Origin of the sequence: Streptomyces sp. NPDC088812, from assembly GCF_044750285.1 — a bacterium.
In the GTDB taxonomy this organism is placed as follows: domain Bacteria; phylum Actinomycetota; class Actinomycetes; order Streptomycetales; family Streptomycetaceae; genus Streptomyces.
The window spans coordinates 52,908-65,468 of record NZ_JBIVJP010000011.1; the positions used below are offsets into that span (position 1 = coordinate 52,908).

A 12,561-nucleotide genomic window follows, 5' to 3' on the forward strand; every position below is an offset into this window, starting at 1 on the left:
CCCGGACGGGGTGCGGCCGTGGACCGGCGACAGGACCTTTCGGCCCCGGGGGCTCGCTACTTCTTGGAGCCGGCGGCCTTGCCGAAGCGGGCCTCGAAGCGGGCCACACGGCCACCGGTGTCGAGGATCTTCTGCTTGCCCGTGTAGAACGGGTGGCACTCGGAGCAGACGTCGGCCCGGATGGTGCCGGACTCGATGGTGCTACGGGTGGTGAACGACGCGCCGCAGGTGCAGCTGACCTGCGTCTCGACGTACTCGGGGTGGATGTCGCGCTTCAAGGTGTCTCCTAGGTTTCGGGAGGGCGCCGGGTCGCGGTCGCGGGATGCGACAGCGTGAACCGGAGCCGACGTACCAGTCTGCCAGGACTGGCGCCATCCCCCAAAACCGGGGGCCGCCGTCGTCTATTCCCCGGGGCCCCGGAACCGCTCCGAAACCGCCCCGCACCCCTCACGGGGCGCCGACCACGTCCTGCGCCTCGCCGGTGGCCGTGCCCCGGGTGGCCGTCCCGGGGATGGGCCGGTCGTCCCGGAGGGCCGTCCAGACCTGCCGGGCCTGCTGCTCCCGGACGACGACCCGGTTGGGGTCGGCCGGGTCGTACCGGACGGGCAGGGTGACCATCGTCATGCGGGACGCGCCGATGTCCCGGAGGCCGTTCGCGAAGGACATCAGGGCGTTGAGGGAGCCGAGGCCGGAGTCGGTGGTGAGGGTCTTGGTGGCGGTGTCGGCGAGGTCGTAGAGCCGGGTGCCGCCGGTGAACAGGCCGATCCTCCCGACCTGCTCGGCCAGGGCCTTGAGGAAGGCCTGCTGGAGCTGGATGCGGCCGAGGTCGGAGCCGTCGCCGACGCCGTGCCGGGTGCGGACCAGGGCGAGGGCCCGCTCGCCGTCCAGCCGGTGCGTGCCGGCCTTCAGGTCCAGGTGGCTGTCGGGGTCCCGGATGTCCTGGGTGGTGGTGACCTCGACCCCGCCGAGCTCGTCGACCAGCGTGCGGAAGCCGGCGAAGTCGACCTCCAGGTAGTGGTCCATGCGCAGCCCGGTGAGCGACTCGACGGTCTTCACCGCGCAGGCCGCGCCGCCGGTGGTGTACGCCGAGTTGAGCATGACGTCCGTCGCGGCGGGGTGGGTGGCGCCCTCGGCGTCGGTGCACGCCGGGCGGTCGACGAGGGTGTCGCGCGGGAGGGAGACCACGCCGGCCTCCGTGCGGCCCTCGTACACGTGGACGATCATCGCTGTGTCGGAGCGGGCGCTGCCGTCGTCGGTGCCGCCGCCGAGCTTCCCGTTGGGGCCGGAGCGGGTGTCCGAGCCGAGGACGAGGATGTTCTCGGAGCCGTTGTCGGCCTTGGCGGGGCGGTCGGCGCCCAGCAGGCGGTCGATGTCGACGCTGGCGATGTTGCCGTTGAGCCGGACGTAGAGGTAGCCCGTCCCGGTGCCGCCGAGGGCGACGATGCCCGCCGCCGTCCATGCCGCGGCCGTCAGGGCCCAGCGGCGCCGGCCCGGCGCGCCGCCGGGCTTGTGCGTGCTCTCGGCCGGCATGGTCTCCTCGCGTCTCGACGTCTGTCGGATCGTCGCTCCGTCGTCGCTCCGTCGAACGGTCGCCCTTTCCGGTCGGTTACCCGCGGGGGGTCGGGTCAGGCCTGCTCCCCGCCGGGGGGTGCGGCCCCTTCCGCACCATCGTCCCTCCGCCCCACCCGGGGCGACATTCGAAGGGCCGCGCAACGGACCGCGCCCGGCCTGGAGGAGGCCGGGCGCGGGAACGCGGTCGGACGGACGGCGGCGGGGCGGAGCGGGGCGCACCCCGCTCTCACCGGCGACGTGAACGACGTCAGACGACCTCGGACGACCTCGGACGACGTCAGGCGACGTCAGGCGAAGAGGTCGTACTGCTTGAACGACGTACCGAGCGAGATCCGCGCGGCGAAGGCCGCGGTGCTCGCCTTGCCGGTGCCCTTGTACAGGTAGAGCGTGCCGGCGGGGGTCCGGGCCAGGAAGTCGGCGATGCCGTCGCCGCTGACGTCACCGACGGCGTCGAAGGCGTTGTACGTCGTCTTGGTCCAGGTCGTCACCTTGATCCGCGCGCCGAACGCGGTGGTGCCGGCGGTGCCGGTGCCCGGGTACAGGTACACCGCGCCGGTGCTGGAGTTGCGGGCGATCAGATCGGTCTTGCCGTCGCCCGTGAAGTCGCCGTGGCCGCGCACGACGTCGTACTGGCTCCAGCCGCTGCCGACCTTCACGGGCGCGGAGAAGGCGCCGGTGCCCTTGCCGGGGTAGATCCACAGGATGCCGGAGGCGTCGACGGCGAGCATGTCCGGCAGGTAGTCGCCGGTGACGTCACCGGGGGTGACGATCGTCCGGCGGGTCTTCCAGTTGTCGCCGATCAGCTTGGTGGCCCAGGTGCCGCTGGAGGGCACGTAGTGCTTCCAGAAGACATCGCCGTCGGAGGCGCGGCGCAGCATCAGGTCCTGGTAGCCGTCCCGGTCGAGGTCGGTCTGGAGGACGAGGTTGTAGCCGCTCCAGGTGCCCCAGGACTCGCGGGCGGCCAGCGAGGTGCCCTTGGAGTCGATCTCGTACCCGGTCTTCGTGGAGGAGTTGCGCACCCACAGGTCGGCCAGGTGGTCGCCGCTGAGGTTGGTGTCGTCGACGCGCGGATAGACCGGGATGACGTACGTGGACATCTTGGCGAAGACGCTGTAGGCGCCGCTCTCGACGCAGTCCTTCACGCCCCAGGAGACGACGCCGACGATCCTGTCCTCGCCGGCGGCGTTCTTGACGACGAGCGGGCCGCCGGAGTCGCCGTTGCAGGCGGAGGTGGTGCCGGTGTCGCTGCCGGTGGCGGGCTCGCCCGCGCACACCATGTGGCCCTTGATGTAGTCGGCGCCGTAGGCGGCCGTGCAGGCGGCGTTGGACTGGATCGGCAGCTCGGCGGCCTTCAGGGTCTCGGAGATGTCCTGCGTGGCGGAGCTGGTGCGGCCCCAGCCGTAGACCGTGGCCGTGGTGCCCGCCGCGTAGGACGCGGAGTCCAGGTTCGTCGTCATCCGGATCGGCGTGGCCTTGACCGGGGCGGGCAGCGTCAGGACGGCGACGTCGTTGTCGATGGTCGTCGCGCTGTACGACGGGTGGTTCCACTGGCGCCAGACGCCCATGGCGGTGCCGCCGTGCAGGTCGCCGTCCGCGGAGATCAGCTGCGCGGTGCCGGTGACGACGAACCCGTTGGCGTGCCAGTCGTAGCCCTTGACGCAGTGCGCGGCGGTGAGGATCTTCGTCGGGGCGACGACCGTGCCGCCGCAGAAGAAGCCGATGTCGTCGCTGGTGCTGGTGGTGCCCCGGTCGTCGCCGTACCAGAGCTGGGCCATCCACGGCGCGGTGGTGAGGGTCGTCGTGGTGCCGCCGATGATCTTCGCGTCGACGCTGCCGGTGCTGCTGCTCTCGCTGCTGCTCTCGGTGCTCTCGGTGCTGCTCTCGCTGCTGCCGGCGCTCAGGGACGCCTTGGAGGTCTCTCCGGGGGTGTCGTCACCGGCGACGGCGACGGCGGCGAGCTCCTGGAGCGCCTCGGACGACAGCCCCGTGCCACGGGCGGGCGCCGGCGGGGCCTCCGCCGCCTGGGCGGTCGACAGGAACAGCGCGCCGGCGACGGCGGCGGCGACCGCGGTCGCGGCGACGGGCAGGGCGATCCGTATCCGGCGTCTGTGCCGGTTGCCCCCGGGCGTGGGTGTGCCCACAAGTCCCCCCTCGGGATCAGATGTTCACGGAGTACACGGTCGAATACATGACCGAAGGGCGTGATCGTACCCTGCCGCTGAACAGCGAAAGGGCCGCCCCCCGAGGGGGACGGCCCTGACGCGCCCGAAGGGGGCGCGGAACTGCATCGCCTGTGCGACGCCCTCCGGCTCTCCGAGCGGAGCGACTAGTCGCCGTTGCCCGGCGTCGGCGTCGTCTTCTGGATCTGCATCAGGAACTCGACGTTCGACTTCGTCTGCTTCATCTTGTCGAGCAGCAGCTCGATCGCCTGCTGCTGGTCGAGCGCGTGCAGCACCCGGCGCAGCTTCCAGACGATGCCGAGCTCCTCGGCACCGAGCAGGATCTCCTCCTTGCGGGTGCCGGACGCGTCGACGTCCACCGCCGGGAAGATGCGCTTGTCGGCGAGCTTCCGGTCGAGCTTGAGCTCCATGTTGCCGGTGCCCTTGAACTCCTCGAAGATCACCTCGTCCATGCGGGAGCCGGTGTCGACGAGCGCCGTGGCCAGGATGGTGAGCGAGCCGCCGTCCTCGATGTTGCGCGCGGCGCCGAAGAACCGCTTCGGCGGGTACAGCGCGGTCGAGTCGACACCACCGGACAGGATGCGGCCGGAGGCGGGCGCGGCCAGGTTGTAGGCACGGCCCAGGCGGGTGATGGAGTCGAGCAGCACGACGACGTCGTGGCCCAGCTCCACCAGGCGCTTGGCGCGCTCGATGGCGAGCTCGGCGACCGTGGTGTGGTCCTCGGCGGGGCGGTCGAAGGTCGAGGAGATGACCTCGCCCTTGACCGACCGCTGCATGTCGGTGACCTCTTCCGGACGCTCGTCGACCAGGACGACCATCAGGTGGCACTCGGGGTTGTTGTGGGTGATCGCGTTGGCGATCGCCTGCATGATCATGGTCTTGCCGGTCTTCGGCGGGGCCACGATCAGACCGCGCTGGCCCTTGCCGATCGGCGACACGAGGTCGATGATCCGGGTCGTCAGCACACCCGGGTCGGTCTCCAGGCGGAGGCGGTCCTGCGGGTAGAGCGGGGTGAGCTTGTTGAACTCCGGTCGGCCGCGGCCGTGTTCGGGCGCCATGCCGTTGACGGAGTCCAGGCGCACCAGCGCGTTGAACTTCTCGCGCCGCTCGCCTTCCTTCGGCTGACGGACCGCGCCGGTGAGGTGGTCGCCCTTGCGCAGGCCGTTCTTGCGGACCTGGGCGAGGGAGACGTACACGTCGTTGGGGCCCGGCAGGTAGCCCGACGTACGGATGAAGGCGTAGTTGTCGAGGATGTCCAGGATGCCCGCGACGGGGATCAGGACGTCGTCGTCGGCGATCTGCGGCTCGACGGTGCCGATCTCGTCGCGGCCACGGCGGCCACGGCGGTCGCGGTAGCGGCCGCGACGGCCCCGGCGGCCGCCCTCGAAGTCGTCGTCGTCCTGCGGACCGGCGTTCCGGTCCTGGCGGCCGCCGCCCTGCTGCTGGCTCTGCTGCTGGCGCTGACCGCCCTGGCCCTGCTGGTCGTCGCCCTTGCCGCGGCGGTCGCGGTCGCGGTCACGGCCGCGCTCGCGGCGGTCGCGGCGGCGGCCCTCGGCGCCGTCGGCGTCGGTCTTGCCGTCGGCCTGCGGCTGGGCGGCCTGCTCGGCCTGGACCGGGGTCTCGGCCTTGGGGGCGCTCTTCGCCTCGGCCGTGACGGTCTCGGGGCTGCCCGCCTCGGCGGTGGCGCGGCGACGGCGGCGCTCGGTGGGGGCGTCGTTCCCCCCGGCCGGCTGGCCGGGGATCTCGATCTGCTGCTGGGCCACGGCCTTCTCGGCGGGAGCCTCGGCCGGGGCGGCGTCCGCCTTCTTCTCGGCGGCGTCCTCGCCCGTGCGCGCCTTGGAGGTGGCGCGGCGCTTCGGCTTGGTCTCGGCGGGGGCTTCGGCCTTCGCGGCCGGGGCGCCACCGGAAGCCTGCGCCTCCTTGATGACCTCGATCAGCTGGCTCTTGCGCATGCGCGCGGTGCCCCTGATGCCGAGGCCGGATGCGACCTGCTGCAGCTCGGCCAGCACCATGCCCTCGAGGCCGGTACCGCGGCGCCGCCGGGAGCCGGCACCGGTGGCAGGCGCGGAGGCGTCCGTGGCGGGCGCGGCAGCGGTCTCCTCGACACGTGCGCCCATCAGATCGGTGGTGTCGCTCACGAAGGGTCCTTCCCTGGAGCGGACGTCGGCCTGTCTGGCTCGGCGACCGGTTGTGCTGTCCGACTTCGGTCCTTGCTGTGGCGAAGCCGGGGCGGTGGTCCGCCAAAGCGGCGGAAGAGATTTCTGGTGATGGCGCTTCCTCGACGAGCCGTGACACCCGGTGTCACGTGGCGCGGTCGCACCGATTCCGGAGCGTGCCCGGCAGACCGCTCAGCGTCGCTGTACGGCGTACTGCCCAGGTACGACGTACGGAACACAGTGCGGCTTGGGGAGCTCCCGGAAGAATGTCTGTCCCGGACGGGGACACGAAGCACCTCGCCATGGTGGGGTCGGGTGCAGACTTGAGGTTAACACTACCGGATCCAACAAACATTCCCCCTCTCGAAATCCGGCAACCGTGTGTCAGGGCGCGAGCGGGAGCACGCTCGCGCCCCGCAGGTCCAGGCTCAGCCGGTTGGCGGCCCAGTCCTCGCCGGCCAGGGCTTCGACCTTGTCGGCCGTGCCCGCGTCGGCCAGCGCCATCACGGTGGGGCCGGCGCCGGAGATCACCGCGGGGATCCCGTCGGCGCGCAGCCGCTCCACCAGCGCCGCGCTCTCCGGCATGGCGGGCGCGCGGTACTCCTGGTGGAGGCGGTCCTCGGTGGCGGGCAGCAGCAGCTCGGGGCGCCGGGTCAGGGCCTCGACGAGCAGGGCGGCGCGGCCCGCGTTGGTGGCGGCGTCGACGTGCGGCACGGTGCGCGGGAGCAGACCGCGGGCGGTCTCGGTCAGAACCGGCTTACCGGGCACGAAAACCACCGGAACGATGGAATCGGAGGGCTCCATCCTGATGGCCCGCGCGGCGCCCGCCTCCATCCAGGAGAGGGTGAAGCCGCCGAGCAGACAGGCCGCGACGTTGTCGGGGTGGCCCTCGATCTCGGTGGCGAGCTCCAGCAGGGCGGTGTCGTCGAGCTTGGACTCGCCGCCTATGGCCACGGCGCGGGCGGCGACGATGCCGGCGCAGATGGCGGCGGAGGAGGAGCCGAGGCCGCGGCCGTGCGGGATGCGGTTGGCACAGACGATCTCCAGGCCGCGCGGCTGGCCGCCCAGGGCGTCGAAGGCGGTGCGCAGGGAGCGGACGAGGAGGTGCTTCTCGTCGCGCGGCAGCGTCTCGCTGCCCTCACCCGCGATGTCGATGTGCAGCCCGGAGTCGGCCACCCGGACGACGACGTCGTCGTAGAGCCCCAGCGCGAGGCCCAGGGCGTCGAAGCCCGGACCGAGGTTGGCGCTGGTGGCGGGGACGCGCACCCGGACGGCGGCGGCGCGGAACGCTGGACCGGCCATCGCTCGTTGACTCTCCTTGAGCTGCGTGATGGTCGAATGACATTCGATGACGTACGAGGACCCGCGGGCCGCCGTGTACGGCGGCGCGGCCCCGTCACCGGCCGCGCGCTATGCACGGGCATATGCGGGGCGGGTTCGGTACAGCCTATCGAAGGAAGGTTCTGTGGCGACATAGGGCGCACAGGCGGCGCACGATGCGTGTCGCAAGCCCCCCGTGCACCCCTGACGAGGACACCCCGGTGGGGGTGCCCCCGAAGGGGTGCCCGGCTCGTCGGGCCCGGCCCGTCAGGCCCGGCCCGTCAGGCGAGGCCGGTCGGGCGAGGCTCGTCAGGCGAGGCCGAGGCGCGCGGCCGCGGTCACCGCGTCGACGGGGACGGTGACCGGCTGCGGTGCGCCGGCGACGGCCCAGTCGGGGTCCTTCAGGCCGTTGCCGGTGACGGTGCACACGATCGTCTGCCCCGGGTCCACCTTGCCCTGCTCGGCGGCCTTGAGCAGACCGGCCACGGACGCGGCGGACGCGGGCTCCACGAAGACGCCCTCCTGCGCGGCCAACAGCCGGTAGGCGCGCAGGATCTCACGGTCCGTCACCTCGTCGATGAGGCCGCCGGAGTCGTCCCGCGCCGCCAGCGCGTACTGCCAGGAGGCGGGGTTGCCGATCCGGATCGCGGTGGCGATGGTCGACGGGTCCTTGACCACCTCGCCGCGCACGATCGGGGCGCTGCCGGACGCCTGGAAGCCCCACATCCGGGGGGTCTTCGCGGCCACGCCGTCGGCGGCGTACTCCCGGTACCCCTTCCAGTACGCGGTGATGTTGCCCGCGTTGCCGACCGGCAGGACATGGATGTCCGGCGCGTCGCCGAGCATGTCCACGATCTCGAACGCGGCCGTCTTCTGGCCCTCGATCCGCACCGGGTTGACCGAATTGACCAGCGCCACGGGGTAGTTGTCGCTCAGCTCGCGGGCCAGCGTGAGGCAGTCGTCGAAGTTGCCGTCGACCTGGAGGATCTTCGCGCCGTGCACGAGGGCCTGCCCCATCTTGCCCAGGGCGATCTTGCCCTGCGGGACCAGGACGGCCGAGACCATGCCGGCGCGTACCGCGTACGCGGCGGCGGAGGCGGAGGTGTTGCCGGTGGAGGCGCAGATGACCGCCTTCGCACCCTCCTCCTTGGCCCGGGTGATGGCCATGGTCATGCCGCGGTCCTTGAAGGACCCCGTCGGGTTCGCGCCCTCGACCTTGAGATGGACCTCGCAGCCGGTGCGCTCGGAGAGCACCTGCGCGGGCACGAGGGGCGTGCCGCCCTCGCGGAGCGTCACGACGGGCGTGCTGTCGGATACCGGCAGCCGGTCCCGGTACTCCTCGATGATTCCGCGCCACTGGTGGGTCATTGCTGGTTACTCTCCTTCAACCCGCATGATGCTGGCGACACCCCGCACGGTGTCGAGCTTGCGCAGCGCCTCGACGGTCCCGGTCAGGGAGGCGTCGGACGCGCGGTGGGTGACGACGACGAGGGAGGCGTCGTCGCCCCCGTCCTGTCGTCCTTGCTGGCGCACCGTATCGATGGATACGCCGTGCTCGGCGAACACGGTGGCCACCTGGGCGAGAACGCCCGGTTTGTCCGCCACGTCGAGGCTGATGTGGTAGCGGGTGACCACATCTCCCATCGGCGAGACGGGCAGGGCGGCGTACGCCGACTCGCCGGGCCCCGTCGCCCCGCTGAGCCGGTTGCGGCACACGGCGACGAGGTCGCCGAGCACGGCGGAGGCGGTGGGCGCACCGCCCGCGCCGGGGCCGTAGAACATCAGCTGTCCCGCCGCGTCCGACTCCACGAACACGGCGTTGTACGCGCCGCGCACGGAGGCGAGCGGGTGGGTCAGCGGAATCATGGCGGGGTGCACCCGCGCGGTGACGGACCCCCCGTCGGCCGCCCGCTCGCAGATGGCGAGCAGCTTGATGGTGCAGCCCATCTCCCGGGCGGAGACGAAGTCGGCCGCGGTGACCTCGGTCATGCCCTCGCGGTAGACGTCGTCGAGGCGCACGCGCGTGTGGAAGGCGATCCCGGCGAGGATGGCGGCCTTGGCGGCGGCGTCGAAGCCCTCGACGTCGGCGGTCGGATCGGCCTCCGCGTACCCGAGGGCGGTGGCCTCGTCCAGCGCCTCCTGGTACCCCGCCCCCGTGCTGTCCATCTTGTCGAGGATGAAGTTGGTCGTGCCGTTGACGATGCCCATCACCCGGTTGATCTTGTCGCCGGCGAGGGACTCGCGCAGCGGCCGGATCAGCGGGATGGCGCCGGCGACGGCGGCCTCGTAGTAGAGGTCCTCGCCGTGCTCGTCCGCGGCCGCGTGCAGGGCGGCGCCGTCCTGGGCGAGCAGCGCCTTGTTCGCGGAGACGACGGAGGCGCCGTACTCAAACGCGGTGGTGATGAGGGTGCGGGCGGGTTCGATGCCCCCGATGACCTCGACGACGACGTCGATGTCGCCGCGCTTGACGAGCGCGGTGGCGTCGGTGGTGACCAGGGACGGGTCGATGCCCTCGCGCACCCGGGAGGGCCGCCGCACCGCGACGCCCGCCAGTTCGACGGGGGCGCCGATCCTCGCGGCGAGGTCGTCGGCGTGCGTCGTCATGATGCGCGCCACCTCTGAGCCGACCACTCCACAGCCCAGCAGCGCCACCTTCAGCGGACGCGTACGCATCATCCGACCTCGTTTCCTCATACCGTCTACGGTTGCTCCAGTCTCACTCACCGGACCGCAGTTTCTGTCCTCGGTCCGGATCGTGAGACATTGATTTCATTTCCACAGGGGCGGCAGACAGGAGATCTTCCGCCCCGGCGTCCACGGGAATTCTCCCGCCCTCCCGGCGTCCCCCGCCTCATCCGACGTCGAGCCGCAGCAGGTCCTCCTCGGTCTCGCGCCGGACGACGACCCGCGCCTCGCCGCCGTGCACGGCGACGACGGGCGGACGCAGGACGTGGTTGTAGTTGCTCGCCATGGACCGGCAGTACGCCCCCGTGGCGGGCACCGCGATCAGGTCACCCGGTGCCAGGTCACCCGGCAGGAAGGCGTCCTTCACGACGATGTCCCCGCTCTCGCAGTGCTTGCCGACCACGCGGACCAGCATCGGCTCGGCGTCGGAGGTCCGGGAGACCAGGGCGACGCTGTATTCGGCGTCGTAGAGCGCGGTACGGATGTTGTCGGACATGCCGCCGTCGACGGAGACGTAGGTGCGCAGCCCGTCGAGGGGCTTGATGGTGCCGACCTCGTACAGCGTGAAGGCGGTCGGGCCGACGATGGCGCGCCCCGGCTCGACGGAGATCCGCGGCGTGCGCAGGCGGGCGGCCTCGCACTCGCGCGTCACGATCTCGGTGAGCGCCTTGGCGATCTCGTGCGGCTCGCGGGGGTCGTCGTCGCTGGTGTACGCGATCCCGAGCCCGCCGCCGAGGTCGATCTCCGGCAGTTCCACCCCGTGCTCGTCGCGGACGTCCTTCAGCAGGCCGACGACCCGGTGGGCGGCGACCTCGAAGCCGGACATGTCGAAGATCTGCGACCCGATGTGGCTGTGGATGCCGATCAGCTCCAGCCCGTCGAGCTGGAGAGCACGCCGTACGGCCTCGGCGGCCTGCCCGCCGGCCAGCGGGATGCCGAACTTCTGGTCCTCGTGGGCGGTGGCGATGAACTCGTGGGTGTGGGCTTCCACCCCGACGGTGATCCGGATCTGCACCCGCTGCCGCCTGCCCAGCGACTGGGCGATGTGCGCCACCCGCACGATCTCCTGGAAGGAGTCGAGCACGATCCGCCCGACACCCGCCTCCACCGCGCGGCGGATCTCCGCCACCGACTTGTTGTTGCCGTGGAAGGCGATGCGGTCCGCGGGCATGCCCGCGGAGAGGGCGGTGGCCAGCTCGCCGCCGGAGCAGACGTCGAGGTTGAGCCCCTCCTCGTGCAGCCACCGCACGACGGCGCGGGACAGGAAGGCCTTCCCGGCGTAGAAGACGTCGGCGTCGCCCCCGAAGGCGACGCGCCACGCCCGTGCCCGCGCCCTGAAATCGGCCTCGTCGAGGATGTACGCCGGCGTGCCGTGCTGCTCGGCGAGCGTCTTGACGTCGACCCCGCCGACGGTGACGACGCCGTCGGCGGTGCGGGTGACGGTCTGCGCCCACACCTTGGGGTCGAGGGTGTTGAGGTCGGCGGGCGGGGCCGCGTGGTGCCCTTCGGGGAGGACGTCGGCGTGACGGGGCCCGGCGGGGTGTGCGGAACGGCTCATCGTGAACGTGCTCTTTCAGAGGTGATCGGGTGCGTCGATGCCGAGCAGGGTCAGGCCGCCGGCCAGCACCGTCCCGGCGGCTTCGGCGAGCGCGAGCCGGGCGCGGTGGGCGGCCGAGGGTTTCTCCTCACCGCGGGGCAGGACGGTGGGCAGCAGGACGAGGGTGGCGTCCGCGAGGGCGACCAGGTGCCGGGTGAGGCGGGAGGGCGTGGCGATGCCGTCCGGGTGCGGAAGGGCGGCGACGGTGGCGAGGACCCTGGGGTGGTCGGCGAGCAGGGCGACGAGTTCCCGGACGGACGCCGCGCCGAGGTCGTCGTGACCGTCGTGACCGTCGTGACCGTCGGGGTCGCCTGGGTCGCCGGGCTCGGCGGTGAACCCCAGGTCGGCGGCGTTGCGAGCGAGGGCGCGGGTGCGGGCGTGGGCGTACCGGACGCGGAAGAGCGGATTGCCCTCCCGCTGGACCAGATGGTCGGCGCTGACGCGGGGCCGGTCGTGCGGGGCGGGGTGGAGCAGAGCCCACTGAACGGCGTCGGGCCCGAGCGGAGCGGGGTCCTCCGGGGCGGGGACGGGTCGCAGGTTGACCGGCTCGCGATGCCCGACCTCGACGCGCCCGCCCTGCGAGCCGACGATCCGGGCGAGCGCGTCGGCGAGGACCTCGGCGCGCACGTCGAAGGGCACCCGCAGCTCGACGACGCGCCCGGCGAGGGTGTCGCCGTGCCCGTAGCGGCCCCCCTCTTCCCGTATCCGCTCGACGAGCGCGACGGCGGCGGCCGTGTGATCGACCCTGATGTTGAGGAACCCCGGCCCGGTGATCTCGACCCCGGTGACACCGGCCTCGCCCGCCAGATGGGCCCGCAGCACCTCCGCGACCCGCAACGGCGGCTGCCCGGCGGGACGCGCGAGCTGGAGGGCGATGTTGGTGGCGTAGTCCCCGCTCCCCCCGGGCCCGGGGGGCCCGACCACGGCCCGCGACGGCACGGCCACCCCCAGCTCCCCGGCATCGACAGCACGACGCACCGCGTGCAGCACGGTACGGGACAGCTCGACGGGGGTCACGGGACAAGCGTAGGGGAGGAGGGGGGTGGGTAGG

Annotated in this window: 9 protein-coding genes; all 9 read right to left on the minus strand. The window is 72.3% G+C overall.

The window, feature by feature from the left end:
- Positions 1-56: 56 nt before the first annotated feature.
- The 9 genes from rpmE to nrtL all read right to left on the minus strand — a co-directional run bounded on the left by rpmE (position 57) and on the right by nrtL (position 12,527).
- On the minus strand, positions 57-278 hold the full coding sequence (rpmE, locus tag ACIP67_RS20385) for a 50S ribosomal protein L31 (RefSeq protein WP_003992975.1): 222 nt from the start codon (positions 276-278) through the stop codon (positions 57-59).
- Positions 279-447: 169 nt separating this feature from the next.
- Positions 448-1,530 carry an LCP family protein gene (locus tag ACIP67_RS20390; RefSeq protein ID WP_401693349.1) on the minus strand — a complete coding sequence of 361 codons (1,083 nt, stop codon included), beginning with the start codon at positions 1,528-1,530 and terminating at the stop codon, positions 448-450.
- A 329-nt stretch (positions 1,531-1,859) separates the two neighbouring features.
- On the minus strand, positions 1,860-3,713 hold the full coding sequence (locus tag ACIP67_RS20395) for a trypsin-like serine protease (protein WP_401693351.1): 1,854 nt from the start codon (positions 3,711-3,713) through the stop codon (positions 1,860-1,862).
- A 185-nt stretch (positions 3,714-3,898) separates the two neighbouring features.
- Positions 3,899-5,890, minus strand: a complete 1,992-nt coding sequence (gene rho, locus ACIP67_RS20400; protein ID WP_401693352.1) for a transcription termination factor Rho — start codon at positions 5,888-5,890, stop codon at positions 3,899-3,901.
- Between the two features lie 402 nt (positions 5,891-6,292).
- On the minus strand, positions 6,293-7,210 hold the full coding sequence (gene thrB / locus ACIP67_RS20405; protein WP_401693353.1) for a homoserine kinase: 918 nt from the start codon (positions 7,208-7,210) through the stop codon (positions 6,293-6,295).
- A gap of 327 nt (positions 7,211-7,537) precedes the next feature.
- Positions 7,538-8,596 (minus strand): threonine synthase, encoded by a 1,059-nt coding sequence (gene thrC, locus ACIP67_RS20410; RefSeq protein ID WP_389514203.1) that lies wholly within the window; start codon positions 8,594-8,596, stop codon positions 7,538-7,540.
- Between the two features lie 6 nt (positions 8,597-8,602).
- Positions 8,603-9,901, minus strand: a complete 1,299-nt coding sequence (locus ACIP67_RS20415) for a homoserine dehydrogenase (protein ID WP_401693616.1) — start codon at positions 9,899-9,901, stop codon at positions 8,603-8,605.
- A gap of 178 nt (positions 9,902-10,079) precedes the next feature.
- Positions 10,080-11,471 carry a diaminopimelate decarboxylase gene (lysA, locus tag ACIP67_RS20420; RefSeq protein WP_401693354.1) on the minus strand — a complete coding sequence of 464 codons (1,392 nt, stop codon included), beginning with the start codon at positions 11,469-11,471 and terminating at the stop codon, positions 10,080-10,082.
- Between the two features lie 15 nt (positions 11,472-11,486).
- The gene (gene nrtL / locus ACIP67_RS20425) at positions 11,487-12,527 is read right to left on the minus strand and encodes an ArgS-related anticodon-binding protein NrtL (protein ID WP_401693355.1); all 1,041 of its coding nucleotides are present in this window, start codon (positions 12,525-12,527) and stop codon (positions 11,487-11,489) included.
- Positions 12,528-12,561: the final 34 nt, after the last annotated feature.